Genomic DNA, 15,328 nt, shown 5'->3' with positions numbered 1-15,328 from the left:
GTGACCGAGGGGTTGGCAGGAGAACACCGTTTATCGAGAGGCAGTAAAAGAAATATTCAGCCTATTAGCAAAAAAGGAGGTGTGACAACATTCATGTCACACCTCCTTTTTGTATAGTTCCAGTAAAAAGAAAATCAACTTAGAAACAGTTGATCATTCCTCTTCTTCTGCTTCCGGCAATCGGTGGAACTTGATCAGTTCATTGACCGCGATTGGTACGATAGACAAAATCCCTACCAAGAACCAGTGATTCAAACTGATGTGTACTAGGCCGAATAGTTCTTGCATAAACGGCAGCAAAGCAACAGCCGTTGTAATAGCTAATGCCAGTAACGCCATTTCTACCAAAGCTTTATTGGTTGCTAAATTGACTTTAAAGATCGATTGACTGCTGCGTACATTGAACACATGCAAAATTGATGAGTAAGCTAAGATCAAGAATGCAACTGTTTGACCGACATGTTGACTTGCGTCTACCCATGGGCTGATAGTATCGACATAACTACCTAAATAATAACCAAACAAAGTTACGATGGTAAAGACCCCTGCGTTTATGGCGATTTTTTGCAATAAGCCTCGAGCAAAGATCCCTTCGTTTTTCGGAATAGGTGGCTGATCCATGATGCCGTGTTCTGCTGGTTCTCTTCCTAAAGCAAATCCTGGAAGTCCATCGGCAACTACATTGACAAACAGTAACTGTACAGCTGTGAATGGTGCGCCCCAACCTAACAGCATCGCAATCAAAACAATAAAGATCTCAGAAATGTTGCAACTTAGCAAAAAGTTGATTGCTTTACGAATATTCTGATAAACCGAGCGTCCTTGACTGACAGCATCGACGATCGTCGCAAAGTTGTCATCCGTCAGAATCATATCTGCGGCACTTTGCGCCACATCTGTACCTGTGATCCCCATGGCACATCCGACATTACTTGCTTTCAACGCTGGTGCATCATTCACGCCATCACCAGTCATCGCTACGACTGCACCCGTACGTTGCCAAGATTTGACGATTCGGATCTTATCTTCTGGCGTTACCCGAGCATAGACAGAGAGAGATTTGACACGCGCATCTAATTCCTCGTCTGATAATTGATGCAGTTCTGATCCTGAGAGTGCTTCTGACGGATCATTCAAGATACCTAATTCTTTCGCTATGGCACTGGCAGTTACCACATGATCTCCAGTGATCATGACTGTTTTGATGCCGGCCTTTTTCGCTCGCTTGATTGCTCCTTTACTTTCTGGACGCGGCGGATCGATCATTCCGATCAGACCAATCAAACGTAAGTCTTTTTCCAACGCTTCAGAAGAAATATCTTGCGGTTCTTCGTCATAAGTAGCATAACCAACAGCAATCACTCTCAGTGCCCGTTTACCGAAACGATCATTAACGATTGCTGCTTGTTCTACATCGCCTGAACTAAAGCGCGGAGCAAGAACATCGAATGCTCCTTTGGTGATTGAGATGTATTTTTCGCCCATTTGGTGAACTGTTGTCATCATTTTTCGTTCAGAATCAAAAGGAAGCTCGTTTACTCGTGGATATTTTTCTTCTAATTCTGCTTTTGTATGATAATTCTCTTCAACAGCCCTAGCGATGGCTACCTCTGTTGGATTACCTTTGATAACAAGATCATCGTCTTCTTGTTCGACCGTCACATCTGTACATAATGCAGCCATTTTCAATATTTCCATCGCGCTGTTCGTCATTGAGTCTTCGATATTCGTTACTTCATCGTCTTTGCTCCAGACTCGGCGGACGCGCATTTCATTTTGTGTCAGCGTTCCTGTTTTGTCTGAGCAGATAACATTAGCGGTTCCTAGCGTCTCTACTGCTGGTAGCTGCCGGATAATCGCATGTTTCCTCGCCATCTTCTGCACACCGTATGCAAGTGTCAACGTAACAATAACAGTCAAGGTTTCCGGTACAGCTGCAACAGCCAAGGAAATCGAAGTCATGAACATTTCAAGGAGTGGTTCTCCTTGTAATTCACCAATCACAAATACTAAAGCCGCAGCCGCTAAAGCGATCATACTGATTCGTTTGCCTAGCTGATTCAACCGGACCTGTAAAGGTGTCTTTTGCATGGTGTTTTCGTTCAAAAGATCCGCGATCTTACCCATTTCAGTAGCCATACCAATAGCCGTGACGATGGCTTTCCCACGACCTGCAGCAACCGTACACCCTTTAAATACCATATTAAGTTGGTCACCTAATGACTCATCTTCTTTTGCGACGAATGCTGCATCTTTTTCGACTGCTTCACTTTCTCCAGTCAACGCCGATTCTTCTACACGAAATTGGGATGTTTCGATCAAACGGGCATCGGCAGAAATAGCATCACCGGACTCTAAAACAAGAATATCCCCAACCACCAGTTTCTCTGACTCGACAGTGGTCACTTTGCCGTCACGTATGACAGTTGCCGTTTGTTTATTCATATCTTGCAAGGATTCCAGTGCTTTTTCTGCGTTTCCTTCTTGGACGATTGCCAATACCGAGTTGATTACAACGATAGCGACGATCAGCAGTCCTTCAAATAAATCTCCATGCTCTGTAGCAAATGCAGTATAAAAGGAAATCACCGCTGCTATAAGAAGGATGATCGTTGTAAAATCCGACAAGCTTCGAAAGAATTTTTTGATCATTGATTCTTTTGGTGCCTCATCGAATTTATTCAATCCCTGCTTTTTTCGTCGTTCATCCACTTCTTGTGAAGACAACCCAGTATCTGGATCTGCTTCCGTTACCTTCCTTACTTCTTCTATTGTCTGCTTGTATTCTTCCATCCTATTCCTCCTTTAAAATCTTCGTACAAAAAAAGGTACTAATTTTACTATAACATCCTTTTTTTAATTACTTCAAACAAAGGGCCTATTGATTATTTGTTAAGAAAGTATAAAATCCAAAGCACTTACATTTGCAAACGCTACCAAAAGATGCTATTATATAGATGTAAGGAAGGAGGATACCATCAAATAAACAGAAGAATTTCTCGATAGAACAGTGTAAGCAAACAAAGTTGTTAGAAGTACAGGTTTCACCCAGACATGCGTGTAGAGTACAAAACTATAAATAGTGAATGCGTATGGATGTTTGGATCACGAAGTATCCGAAACAAGAAGTAATGCGATACGTAACAATTGAATAACGTAAACGTCTGAAAATTGAATAGGAACAAGAGATGTTTCAAATGTTGAAGATGTAACGAAAACAAAATTTTTGTTTAACATGAAGAAATTCAACGCCGTGCTTTGCATGTATGATGGAAAGTTACAATCATTTCTGTTTATTTGAATCCTTCCGAGATACAAGAAAGCCGAGCTTATCGAGAGCTCGGCTTTTTCTTATTTGTACGCATTTTTCTTAACTTTTAACTTGCATTTTACTACATTTTTCATACAAAAATTGATCGATTGTCGCTGAAAAGTTGGTGTATCATAAAGATAGTTCTTAACTTCTTCAATGTTATTACTCGTTAATGAAGTTTCTAGTAATAACACGTGCTTCAAAGCAGAAACGCAACTGCATAATTATCTGCGAATAGAAGCATCGAAAAAAGCTGCCAGTTAAAAAATTGGCAGCTTTTTTCTTTGTTTTTACGGAGATATTCTTGACATTTTAATACTCATAGTACGATCGTTCTAACCAGTTTTATTTCACGAACATCGCATCTCCGAAACTAAAGAAACGATAGCGCTCGTCAATCGCATGCTGGTAAGCAGATAAAGTCAATTCTCTTCCTGCAAAGGCACTAACTAACATGACTAAAGTCGATTTTGGCAAATGGAAATTAGTTGAGAAAGCTTCTACCACTTTGAATTCATAGCCAGGCGTAATGAAAATATCAGTCCATCCGCTGTCTGCTTTGATTTCTCCATTAAATTTCGTCCCAATCGTTTCTAATGTTCGAATTGAAGTTGTTCCGACAGCCACGATTTTCCCGCCATTTTTACGTACTTGGTTCAATCGCTCAGCTGCTTCTTCCGTCAAACGGTAGAATTCACTATGCATATGGTGTTCTTCAATTTTATCTACGCTGACAGGTCGGAATGTACCTAACCCTACATGTAGTGTCAGATAGACTAATTCAACACCCTTTGCTTCAATCTCATCAAGCAGTTCTTTCGTAAAATGCAATCCCGCTGTTGGCGCTGCAGCAGAACCATTTTCTTTCGCATAGACAGTTTGATAGCGATCTGGGTCTTCCAGACGTTCTTTGATATATGGAGGCAATGGCATTTCTCCCAACGATTCAAGAATCTCTAGAAAAATTCCTTCATACTCAAAGTCAATGATCCGTCCGCCGTGTTCCAATTCTTCTTTCACTACTGCTTGCAATCTGCCATCACCAAAAGAGATTCTTGTCCCAACTTTGGCACGTTTCGCAGGTTTGATCAATGTCTCCCACGTATCTCCTTCTGTATTCGTTAGAAGAAGGACTTCTAAATGAGCACCAGTATCTGGTTTTTCTCCATATAAACGAGCAGGTAGAACGCGTGTATTATTCATGACTAGCGCATCACCAGGGTGTAATTCTTCAATGATTTCATGGAAATGCTTGTCTTTCATTTCTCCAGTTTTCCGATCCAAAACAAGTAAACGAGAATGATCGCGGTCTTTTAATGGTGTTTGTGCGATCAACTCTTCCGGCAAGTCAAAATCAAAATCTTCTGTTGTTAACATATCGTCACTCACTTTCTATCATGTGCTTCATCATTCTATCATGTTTTTCGTTCTGTTGGCAAAATCAGCACATTTTTATCCTAGCTTTTTATTTCCCTAAATAAAAAAACTACCCTATTTGTATTTTTTCATTGTTTTAGGCATACTAGTAATAAATAGTTCTTCATTGAAAATAGAAAAAGAGGTGGCACCATGATTGAATTTCAAAATGTGTCAAAGATTTATAAAGGTGGGAAAGTTGCTGTAGAGGACGTCAATCTTTCATTTGAAAAGGGTGAGTTCATTTGTTTTATCGGTACGAGCGGGAGCGGAAAAACGACGACGATGCGGATGATCAACCGAATGACTGATCCAACACAAGGGAAAATTTTGATTGATGGAAAATCCATCCAAGAAATTGATCCGGTGGAATTGCGACGTCAGATCGGCTATGTTATCCAAAGTATTGGATTGATGCCTCACATGACGATCCGTGAAAATATCACTCTTGTCCAAAAATTGTTGAAAGTCAGTCAAGAAGAACGGAATAAAACAGCTGAAAAAATGATTGATCTTGTGGAATTGCCCCGTGAGATGTTAGATCGCTACCCACATGAATTATCTGGTGGTCAGCAGCAGCGTATTGGAGTCGTTCGTGCCTTGGCAGCGAATCAAGATATCATCTTGATGGACGAGCCATTCGGTGCGCTTGATCCCATCACTCGCGATTCACTTCAGGATCTGGTCAAAGATTTACAAGAACGACTCGGTAAAACCATCGTCTTCGTTACCCATGACATGGATGAAGCGATTAAACTAGCAAGTCGTATCGCCATCATGAGTGAAGGTCGTGTGATCCAATTCGATACACCAGAAAATATTTTACGTCATCCTGCAAACGATTTCGTAGAAGAGTTGATTGGAGAAGATCGCTTACTACAAGCAAAACCAAATGCGACAAGAGTCGGAGAAGTTATGCTAAATACAGCAATCACGATTACACCGGAAAAATCATTACAAGAAGCAATCAAACTGATGAGGGAAAAACGTGTAGATACGTTGTTAGTTACCGATAATTCGAATGTATTAAAAGGATTTATCGATGTAGAAACGTTGAATAAAAAACGAGGAAAAGTATCCAGCGTAGGCGACATTTTGAATAAACATGTTTTTTACGTAAAAGAATCCGCCTATCTTCGTGATACTTTGCAACGCATTTTAAAACGTGGGCTGAAATATGTGCCGGTCGTTGATGAACAGAACAAAGTCGTAGGTATCTTGACTCGCGCATCATTAGTGGATATTGTCTACGATGTGATTTGGGGAGAAGACCCTGCAACTACTGATGTTGCAGAGTCAGCTACTCCTGAAGAATCTAAGGAGGTCTGACCTATGCAGCAGTTTTTTCATCAGCACGGTTCAGAAATTCTCTCAAAAGGTTTTGAACATCTTTATATTTCAGGACTTGCTTTGATCATTGGTATCATCATTGCTGTACCGCTTGGTGTCTTACTGACACGTTTTCCGAAAGCTGCCACGATTGTGATTGGCTTAACCAGTGCCTTGCAGACAATCCCTTCTCTTGCTTTATTGGCATTGATGATCCCGCTATTTGGCGTAGGTAAATTACCTGCGATCATCGCCCTCTTTATTTATTCATTATTGCCAATTCTACGAAATACGTATATCGGGATGAAAAATGTCGATTGGAATTATCGGGATGTGGCAAAAGGGATGGGAATGACTGAGTTCCAATCCATTTTTTCCGTCGAACTGCCTATTGCTATGCCAACGATCATGGCCGGCATTCGTTTAGCTGCCGTTTACGTGATTGCATGGGCTACCCTTGCCTCTTATATCGGGGCTGGTGGTCTAGGTGATTTGATTTTTAGTGGACTGAATAATTACCAACCAGATCTCATTTTAGCGGGTACGATCCCTGTAACGATTTTAGCACTGTTGGCTGATTGGCTTCTAGGTCTCTTGGAACACCGGCTGACACCGATCGCACTTAGAGAGGAGAATGAAGAATGAAACGTATATTAAAAATGACCATGGTTCTTCTCTCTCTTCTTATACTTGCGAGTTGTTCCTTCCCTGGACTTGCCAGCAATACAGATGAAGACACCATCTCGATCACAGGTGGAATCACTTCTGAAGCTCAGATCTTAGCAAGTCTAGTTGCCGGGATGGTTGAACATTATACAGATAAAAACACAGCGATCATCAACAATCTGGCTACTACAACTATCAACCACCAAGCGATGATGAACGGAGATGCTTCGATTTCAGCAGCTCGTTACACAGGAACAGATTTAACCACTACATTGAATCTTCCTCCTGAAAAAGATCCGAAAAAAGCATTTGCTACCGTGAAAGATGAATTTGATAAAAGATATGACCAAACGTGGTTCCCGTCCTATGGTTTTGAAAATACGTATGTCTTTCTTGTTCGAAAAGACACCGCACAAAAATACCATCTATCTAAAGTCAGCGATCTGAAAAATGTAGCGGATGAATTAGTAGCTGGTGTAGATACTTCTTGGATCAATCGTAAAGGAGACGGTTACGACGGCTTCCAGGAAACTTATGGCTTCTCTTTCAACTCGATATTACCTATGCAGATTGGACTTGTTTACGATGCAGTCGAAGCAGGAAAAATGGATATTGTTCTTGGCTACTCTACGGATGGACGGATTGCCAGTTATGATCTAGTCATGTTGGAAGATGATCGTCAATTCTTCCCACCATATGATGCTGCTCCAGTTGTAGACAACAAGGTATTAGCTGATACACCTCATTTAAAAGAAGCCTTAAATAAGTTAGGTCATACCATCAGTACGGAAAAAATGCAGGAATTGAACTACGAAGCAGATAATAATCTAGTGGAACCATCAGTAGTAGCACAACGTTTCTTACAAGAAAACCACTATTTTGAAGGGAAGTGAAGCAATTGGATAAAATGAATGTCTTTCAACAATTTTTCTATTATTTCCAGGAAAATGGCTCCTATATCTTTGCACAATTTATCCGTCACTTCCTCATTTCTATCTATGGTGTCCTCTTTGCAGCAGTTGTCGGGATTCCGGTCGGGATCATGATTTCTAGGAGACGTAAATTAGCAAACTGGGTGATTCGTTTGGCGAATATCATCCAGACGATTCCTTCCTTAGCCATGATCTCCATTCTGATCATTGGATTAGGTCTGGGAGTCAATGTCGTGATTGTTACTGTATTTTTATATTCCCTGTTACCCATTATCAAGAATACGTACACTGGGATGATCCAAGTAGACAAAAATATCCTTGATGTCGGCAAAGGCATGGGGATGACTGCTAGACAACGACTATTCATGGTAGAGTTACCACTCTCTGTTTCTGTTATCATGGCAGGCATAAGAAACGCGTTAGTTGTTGCCATCGGGATAACCGCGATCGGTGCATTCGTCGGTGCTGGTGGTCTTGGAGATATCATTATCCGAGGAACCAATGCAACAGATGGCACATCGATTATTTTAGCCGGTGCATTGCCAACTGCATTAATGGCGATCATCACGGACTGGCTTTTAGGTATTTTGGAAAAACGGCTAGATCCAGCCAGCCGTACATCACGCTGATGTTATTGTAAAAAACAAAAGCTTTTGCGACCATTTGTTGGTCGCAAAAGCTTTTTTAGTTCTGTCATTTTTTAAGGCAATATTCCACTCTGGTTCCTCCCTCTTTATGGGCAAAGAATTGCTTTTCTTAGCTATTTGTCCATTCCGTATACTCCAACTTCATACTGCCAACGGGTTCATCTCTGCATCCACCGACTAAGTTTTTTTCTTATCCGCTAAGGCATTTTGCCAATCCATTTTTCCATCACTCGTCATGGAATTCATACCACATGATCTCTAAATACTCGTCTGCTTGTTCTTTGAATTGGGCATCAATTCTTACATCGCTTTGGCGTGGCTTTCATTTAAGCCTTTTCCATCAGTCTTCGATTGTTCGATGCCTTCAGCTGCATCATCAAAACTGGTGACTGCCGTATCGGTTTCTTGATTGATGAACCAGTCATCAAATCCATATGTATTGGTAACTTCGATCATCTTTTCTACAATCGGGAACTTGCCATCCTCATCCTTGGCTAAAAACATATCTAGCCATTCCAGCTTCTCGCCATGGGCGGTTTGCGGTTCCTAAAACCGGTACACGATTCTTATGGGCTGCATCCGTCGCAACTAGACTTGGCGGTACGATGATCCCTTCGCCAGAAGAGCCGCCCCAATAAACCAATTGATCGATGTATTGCCAATAAGAAAAGACATTGGCGTCAAAGGTATCGATCCCTCGTGGTGCATTGCCGTTGATACTGCTATTCATGGCCGAAATCGCCACGACTTTGACTTCTTCGTTTGAGTGACATTCATGTTCGGCAATGTCGCTTTGGATACTCGCTCTGCTAAAGGAACGACACTGGTATTGTATTTCGTATCTGTATCTTTTCCAAAAGACTATGCCAACGAATCCTCTGGGAACCAAGAAGACGACTTCGGTTGATTGTCCATTGCTTTTTCCAACATACTTTTGGCTGTTTCTCGATAAACGACTTTTCCAATTGTCTTCGCTTCACTTTGGCGATAATCGATGGTCGTTGCCACTGCCAACACTAACAACGATGCGCCAATTTTACTGATTTTCCTTGTCACACTTCTTCCTCCTTGTTTTACATAAACCCGTCAACATTCCTAAACTCAAACAATGACCCTTCAAAGGTGGAGATATAGGAACAAATTAAAGAAATCATGCAATAAATCCAAGAATGTTGGTTTTAGAACAAAAAAAGAGTCTCCTTTTTGGGGTGACTCTTTGTTAACTATCTAAAAAGGTTGGCTCTTCTCACTTCACTCATAATGTGTCCAGGCAGAATAAATTTCCACAACTTTATTTTCCTCATCAACTTTGTAAACCACTCGATGCTGTCTATTCAGCCTGCGTGAGTATCTGCCTTCATGTGTAGGTCTCAGCTTTTCAAAAGACTGCGTGGGCATATATGGATCTTCCTTCAATGTCTGAATCACTTCTTCAAATTGTTTCTTTAAATTCGATTGCTTGATTTTTCTTAAATCCACTTTCGCAGAGTTTTTGATTGCGACTGTATAGTTACTCATCAAAGAGCTTCCCAATCAATATCATCGATATTCGTAAAGCCACTGTCGTCTTTTTCGCGGTCTCGTACTTTATCTAAAGTACCTGTTTGCTCAAGAAAAAGGGTTTCTTGAATCGCTCTCCAGTCTTCCAGCCCAATCAATACAGCATTGTTTCCACTACGATCACTAATAATCTCGATTTCAGTATGATTTTCATTTACCTCTTTCAATAACTGATAAAAATTTTTACGAGCAGTGCTAGGATTCATCGTTGTATTAGCCATTGTCTCTCCTCCTTTTTCTGATATAATTATAGCGTACTTGATTAAGTACGTCAAAAAAAATACAATAAAGCACTTAAATTCAGCAAACTTTTCCTCTTTTTTACATAGAGAAAAAGACCCCTTTTTAGGGAGGATCTTTGTCCACGCTCACTTCTTACTCCTTTACGACTAGCGGTAGCCAAACGTAAAGTAATTGGTAACAACGTATCATCTTTAGCAAAGGTCGAATCCAAAGCCTGTGAGTCTATGCAACAACACCAATACACGAAGGTTCCTCGTTGCAGTGTGACTTGATTGATATCTTGAATAAAATCTGAGGATACGCACGAAAGATTTGTAACGGTTATGCAAAACTGATTTTGGCCATCAAGTCTTCTACTGCCTCAAAAATGATTGCCTCTTTCGTCTCCTGCCATTCATGTTCACTATCGATTTGAAACTTGATTAGACCGTTGGGTTTGTGAATCACCAATTAAAAATGGCACTGAGTTATGGTAACAAAAAATGGGCACTTGACGAGGCTGAGATTCCTACTCATGGCGCCAGATTATTAAAAGGCAGTATTTAGTAAAAAGGGCAGCAGTATACGTTTATAAGCAACACAATGCAATCTGCTCATTGTGCTGCTTGTTTTTTATTCTTCGCACACTTTTCGACCAAGAAACGCAACGCCCTGATCATTGATTCCAGAGAAAAACAACCTTTCTTTTTGGTCGATGTACTCATAATATGGGACAAATTCATTTCCTTCCCACAAGTAACTTCGTCCTTCTTTTTTTAATTCTGTTATTTCATGCTGTTGAGAAGATATAATTTGAGATTCGTAATCAAATTGGATGATTTCCCACTTTCCTAAAAGATTTTCCTGCTCTGGCATTCGTGAAACACTTCTTTGATAGATTGAAGCAGAGATCACTGGCCAGCCTGATTCCAGCCAATATAGTTTACGTATTTGTAAATGGAATTGGTCACTAAATGGTTTTCTCCGTGCATGATGCACAACAAAACTTTCCTTATTGGATTGCGTAAAGATCGAATTATGACCAGGAGCGTATACAACTGGTTCTTCTGAGAACTGATAACTGCCCAACAGTTTGGTCCCTACTTCGGTTGGCGTCTTTTCTTGATCCGTCATGGCCGTACCATGCCAGTCCAGATATGGCCCCGTAATTTCTTTTGCTCGGGCGACACGGATATTGTACGAATCATTAAGGGAATCGAAAGAAACAAACAAATAATAATAATCGGTTTCAGGGTGATAATAAATAAATGGTCCTTCAATAGCAGTATCAACTGTTTTCGGACGAAAAGCAATCCGTTGGCCATAGCTCTTTTCTTGAAGTTTTCCAGTTTCTTTGTTCAATGGAGCAATATAGATTCCGCCAAAGAAAGAACCATAGACAAACCACTGCTCACCCGAGCGGTCAAAAGCAATATTGGCATCGATCGCGTTATGCTGTGCAAGAGTTGCATTGGTTTTAACAACCTCTCCTTGATCTTCCCAAGGACCCAAAGGATCTGAAGCTGTAGCTAAGCCGATAAAAGAAGTGGTACTGCCGAATGTCGAAGCAGAATAATACATACGGAATTCGTCCTTGTAGCGAATAACTTCCGGTGCCCATAGTCCTTGAGCTTTGCTCCATTTTACTGCTGGTTCAGGCATTTCTGACAATGCCTGTTTCTCAAGTTGCCAATGGATCAAATCTTTTGAGCTACGAATTGGTACACCAGCCGTTTTGGGCTGTTGTGTGTCCGTTGAATATAAATAAAAGGTGCCTTCATGTTCAATAATCGTAGGATCATGAACCCCATTGATCGCTGTCATGTCTTTCCCTCATCTCCTAATTGATTTATACTATTTTATAAAAACAGGACAGCTACTTGACGAGCTGTCCTGTTTGTTCCCACATTCCTGCAGGACAGTTTTTCTTAGCTAAGTTTGCGCGAAACCGATAAAAACAGCCACATTTGGTACAGGTATGATTCAATCGCAGTGGACAGGTCTCACAAACAGCGATTCTCCTACTGACGATCTCCGGCAAAGCCAAGTCTCTTTCTAAAGAAAGTTGTTCTGCAATCAAGGATTCAATGTCTTCCTGTGCTGCTACAGCAACATCTTTCACTTCGCATCCTTTACAAGTCATGGGATCAGACTGTCAATGAGATCGTTAGAACACTCATTGCTGGCACACGCAAACTGACTTTGTTCTCTTCAACATCGTAAGCGGTGAAGTCTTGGATCACCACATCTTCAGGATGATCAAAATCATTGTGTGCGTTCATTTTGTCTCCCACGATATAACGAGCTTCTTTCACTTTATTGATCGCTGTTTCAAGGGAGAAGGATAATTCTTCCGTGCCTTGGGTAGCAAAATTACAAACCGATAGATGGATCGTATCCTCTTTTTTCGAAATCGTATACGTAATGGTATCGCTGCTGGTTCCATGGCTATCAATGGTTTCAGCATCTTGATGGACTTTGTACAAATCAAATACATGATAGCTTGGGGTTTTCACCATTTGTTCGCCATCTGTCAAAATCATCGCTTGCAGGACGTTGACGGTTTGTGCGATATTTGCCATATGCACTCGCTTGGCATGTTTATGGAAAATATTCAAGGTGATCGCTGCGACCATGGCATCACGGATCGTATTTTGTTGGTATAAGAAGCCTGGATTCGTTCCAGGTTCTGCTGAGAACCAAGTGCCCCATTCATCAACAATGATTCCGACACGCTTTTCTGGGTCATACTGGTCCATGATAGCGCTGTGGCGGGTCAATAATTCATCCATGTAGGCTGCTTTTTCACAGGTCACTTGCCACTCTGCCTCATCAAATTCCAAGGCGCTACCTTTTTCTTCCCAGCCTTGCGGATGAACGTAGTAGTGCAAGCTTAGGCCGTCCATCAACCAATGGGCGTTTTTCATCAGCGTTTCTGTCCAATGATAGTCTGCGACATTCGCTCCGCCAGCGACTTTGTAGATTTTTTTGTCACCGTATTGGCGGACATAGGTTTGATAGCGGCGATACAGATCCGCATAGTACTCTGGCCGCATATTGCCGCCACAACCCCAGTTTTCGTTTCCTACGCCAAAAAATTTCATTTCCCACGCTTCTTCATGGCCATTTTCTCTGCGAAGATCAGCCATCGGAGAAATGCCATCCATCGTGATGTATTCCACCCATTCTGACATTTCTTGCACCGTTCCGCTGCCGACATTGCCGTTGACATACGCGTCACATTGCAGCTGCTTGATCAATTCAAAAAATTCATGGGTCCCGAAATGATTGTTTTCAGTCACGCCGCCCCAGTGAGTGTTGACCATCGTTTTGCGGTTTTCTTTAGGACCAATCCCGTCTTTCCAATGATATTCATCGGCGAAGCAGCCGCCTGGCCAACGCAGCACAGGGATTTGAATGTTTTTCAGTGCTTCAACCACATCGATCCGCATCCCATTTTTATTTGGGATCGGCGAATCTTCTCCAACGTATAATCCTTCATAGATACAACGGCCTAGATGCTCTGCAAAATGACCGTAGATATATTTGCTGATCGTTGTTCCTGATTTTGTGTGTAGAATTTTGATTGTCATTTTCCTACTCCTATTCTTTGATTCCCCAAATGGACTCATTATTATCGCCAATCGTTGAAAACGTTAACTTTTGCTGCTCGAATTCTGTTATTTCCTGAGTTAATAAGATTCCTTTGAAGGTAGTTTCTTCAAAAGTCAACACCAAGTATCCCGCATCGTACGTCCAAGTTCCGGTCAAGTCTCCAGTAACGTTTCCATCTTTTTGAAACTCGATCATCTGCGTTTTTAGCATGGTCGTTCCATTGTCGGTGCCATGGTTAATGATTTCATAGCGCCCGATAATTTCATCTTCTGTCAAAGCATCTGCTACTTGTTCATTGCCTCGATACTCATAGGGTGCTGGAACTGGCCATCCCTCCTCATTCATATACATTCTGTTGACCCGCACTTCATGGGCTTCGGTTCCATTGTTAAAGCGCGTATGATACACCAAGGACCACTGACCATTCTCATCGATGATCGCCGAATTGTGTCCCGCTGCTCGATACCCCATTTGTTGAAACGAGAATTGATAGTTCCCAATCAATTTGATACCATAATTCACATTTTGTTCACCTTTATCCAAGATTGGGCTATTTCCTTGGGCATCAAGGTAAGGTCCTTCTGGTTTTTCAGCGCGAAATAGTCGCATATTGTAACCACCTTTTGCTGCTAAACCACCGTAAGTGACGAATAGGTAATAATAATCGGTTTTCTCATCATAAACAATGTAGGGACCTTCTCCTGATTGATGATAGCCACCTGAGAGTTTAATCCCAAAATAGCGATCAATGATGCGCCCATCTTCTGTAGTGCTATCTTCACCAGGATACATTGGTTTTCCAGTGGCTGGATCAACTTCCAATAAAAAGATACCGCCGGACCAAGAACCATAGGTCATCCATAGTTTCCCTTCTTCATCATAAAACAAAGCGGGATCAATGGCATTTGGCGCATAATCGGTGTTATAGGTAAGACCGGCTTCGATAGACCAGTTTTCACTAAAACCACTTATTTTTCCATCTTTGATCAGTTTTGCCAAATGAGTATTTTGATAGTTTGTATTACGGTCACTACCATTCGTTGAATCTTTTTCTGTAAATCCAGAATAAATAACTGTGTCAGAATAGCTGTATGGTCCTTCAATTGTTTTTGCTACAGCTAATCCAATCGCTGAACGCCGCCAAGTAGAACTAGCTGAGTAGTAAAGCATGTACGCTCCTTTGTCTCCATTTGACCATTCATAATCAGCATTCCAGATCACATCTGGCGCCCAAAGACTATAGCCGCCTTTTGAATCAGCATCATCATATCCTGCCCATTTAAATGTTTCAGCTAGATTTTCTTTGGTATTTCCATAAATAATATTGTCTTCCATTGATTCATATTCGTGAGAAAAAGGAACTTCCCACGTTCGTAAGTCTGATGTTTTTGCTTGAGCAAGATGTGAACCAAATACATAGAATAATTCTTGATTTTCCTCATGGATAGTTGTAATTGAAGGGTCATGGATCGATACCCGTTCCTTAGATGTTGTTTCCCACTCCTTTTGTATAAGCTGCTCGGCAGCTTCCCCTGTTTGACATCCCATAAGAAAAAAACTGGTCAAAAAAACAGGTATCATCCTACTGATCATATTTATTTTTGTAGTCATTTTTTTCCTCTCTTTTT

At 41.2% G+C, this 15,328-nt stretch carries 15 protein-coding genes and 1 pseudogene; 4 read left to right on the top strand and 12 right to left on the bottom strand.

Annotated features, from left to right (window positions below; all coding sequences use genetic code 11):
• Positions 1-153: 153 nt before the first annotated feature.
• Together HMPREF2961_RS02505 and queA are read right to left on the bottom strand one after the other, a co-directional pair.
• Entirely contained in the window at positions 154-2,793 is a 2,640-nt protein-coding gene (locus HMPREF2961_RS02505) for a cation-translocating P-type ATPase (protein WP_002315584.1), read from the bottom strand.
• A gap of 865 nt (positions 2,794-3,658) precedes the next feature.
• A complete protein-coding gene (queA, locus tag HMPREF2961_RS02500; RefSeq protein WP_002293403.1) occupies positions 3,659-4,690 on the bottom strand; it encodes a tRNA preQ1(34) S-adenosylmethionine ribosyltransferase-isomerase QueA in 1,032 nt (343 codons plus the stop codon).
• Between the two features lie 192 nt (positions 4,691-4,882).
• Here queA and HMPREF2961_RS02495 point away from each other — a divergent pair, with 192 nt between their 5' ends.
• Genes HMPREF2961_RS02495 through HMPREF2961_RS02480 form a run of 4 tightly spaced genes read left to right on the top strand, consistent with a single transcriptional unit; the run spans position 4,883 to position 8,285 of the window.
• Positions 4,883-6,058, top strand: a complete 1,176-nt coding sequence (locus HMPREF2961_RS02495; protein WP_002294192.1) for a betaine/proline/choline family ABC transporter ATP-binding protein — start codon at positions 4,883-4,885, stop codon at positions 6,056-6,058.
• Positions 6,059-6,061: 3 nt separating this feature from the next.
• The gene (locus HMPREF2961_RS02490) at positions 6,062-6,703 is read left to right on the top strand and encodes an ABC transporter permease (protein ID WP_002293405.1); all 642 of its coding nucleotides are present in this window, start codon (positions 6,062-6,064) and stop codon (positions 6,701-6,703) included.
• Positions 6,700-7,617: an osmoprotectant ABC transporter substrate-binding protein gene (locus HMPREF2961_RS02485; protein ID WP_002315583.1), complete on the top strand. Its 918-nt coding sequence runs from the start codon at positions 6,700-6,702 to the stop codon at positions 7,615-7,617. Before HMPREF2961_RS02490 ends, HMPREF2961_RS02485 begins: the two co-directional genes overlap by 4 nt.
• The gene (locus HMPREF2961_RS02480) at positions 7,614-8,285 is read left to right on the top strand and encodes an ABC transporter permease (protein WP_025477296.1); all 672 of its coding nucleotides are present in this window, start codon (positions 7,614-7,616) and stop codon (positions 8,283-8,285) included. The genes HMPREF2961_RS02485 and HMPREF2961_RS02480 overlap by 4 nt, the downstream gene beginning before the upstream one ends.
• Positions 8,286-8,603: 318 nt before the next feature.
• Here the strand turns inward: HMPREF2961_RS02480 and HMPREF2961_RS15885 are convergent, their stop codons facing one another.
• The 10 genes and pseudogenes from HMPREF2961_RS15885 to HMPREF2961_RS02440 all read right to left on the bottom strand — a co-directional run bounded on the left by HMPREF2961_RS15885 (position 8,604) and on the right by HMPREF2961_RS02440 (position 15,311).
• A complete protein-coding gene (locus HMPREF2961_RS15885) occupies positions 8,604-8,759 on the bottom strand; it encodes an endo-beta-N-acetylglucosaminidase (protein ID WP_307260919.1) in 156 nt (51 codons plus the stop codon).
• A pseudogene (locus HMPREF2961_RS15620) lies at positions 8,736-9,033 on the bottom strand (mannosyl-glycoprotein endo-beta-N-acetylglucosamidase); the annotation flags it as partial. The pseudogene HMPREF2961_RS15620 and the gene HMPREF2961_RS15885, both read right to left, overlap by 24 nt.
• Before the next feature lie 131 nt (positions 9,034-9,164).
• The gene (locus HMPREF2961_RS14390; protein WP_080000635.1) at positions 9,165-9,359 is read right to left on the bottom strand and encodes a hypothetical protein; all 195 of its coding nucleotides are present in this window, start codon (positions 9,357-9,359) and stop codon (positions 9,165-9,167) included.
• A 195-nt stretch (positions 9,360-9,554) separates the two neighbouring features.
• Positions 9,555-9,821, bottom strand: a complete 267-nt coding sequence (locus HMPREF2961_RS02465) for a Txe/YoeB family addiction module toxin (protein WP_002294198.1) — start codon at positions 9,819-9,821, stop codon at positions 9,555-9,557.
• Complete coding sequence (locus HMPREF2961_RS02460) at positions 9,821-10,084, bottom strand: type II toxin-antitoxin system Phd/YefM family antitoxin (protein ID WP_002294199.1); 264 nt, start codon at positions 10,082-10,084, stop codon at positions 9,821-9,823. The genes HMPREF2961_RS02465 and HMPREF2961_RS02460 overlap by 1 nt, the downstream gene beginning before the upstream one ends.
• A 343-nt stretch (positions 10,085-10,427) precedes the next feature.
• Positions 10,428-10,553 (bottom strand): hypothetical protein, encoded by a 126-nt coding sequence (locus HMPREF2961_RS15615; protein WP_256277960.1) that lies wholly within the window; start codon positions 10,551-10,553, stop codon positions 10,428-10,430.
• Between the two features lie 165 nt (positions 10,554-10,718).
• Complete coding sequence (locus HMPREF2961_RS02455) at positions 10,719-11,909, bottom strand: arabinan endo-1,5-alpha-L-arabinosidase (RefSeq protein WP_002315579.1); 1,191 nt, start codon at positions 11,907-11,909, stop codon at positions 10,719-10,721.
• A gap of 52 nt (positions 11,910-11,961) precedes the next feature.
• Entirely contained in the window at positions 11,962-12,228 is a 267-nt protein-coding gene (locus tag HMPREF2961_RS02450; RefSeq protein ID WP_002315578.1) for a DUF6171 family protein, read from the bottom strand.
• 4 nt (positions 12,229-12,232) lie between these two features.
• Positions 12,233-13,678: an alpha-N-arabinofuranosidase gene (locus HMPREF2961_RS02445; protein ID WP_070703901.1), complete on the bottom strand. Its 1,446-nt coding sequence runs from the start codon at positions 13,676-13,678 to the stop codon at positions 12,233-12,235.
• A 10-nt stretch (positions 13,679-13,688) separates the two neighbouring features.
• Positions 13,689-15,311, bottom strand: coding sequence for a glycoside hydrolase family 43 protein (locus HMPREF2961_RS02440; protein WP_070703899.1), 1,623 nt, complete (start codon positions 15,309-15,311; stop codon positions 13,689-13,691).
• Between the last annotated feature and the right edge of the window lie 17 nt (positions 15,312-15,328).

It is taken from the genome of Enterococcus sp. HMSC076E04, from assembly GCF_001814285.1.
GTDB lineage: Bacteria > Bacillota > Bacilli > Lactobacillales > Enterococcaceae > Enterococcus_B > Enterococcus_B lactis.
Note: the sequence above shows the minus strand (reverse complement) of the source record. Positions and strands in the feature narration are given on the sequence as shown.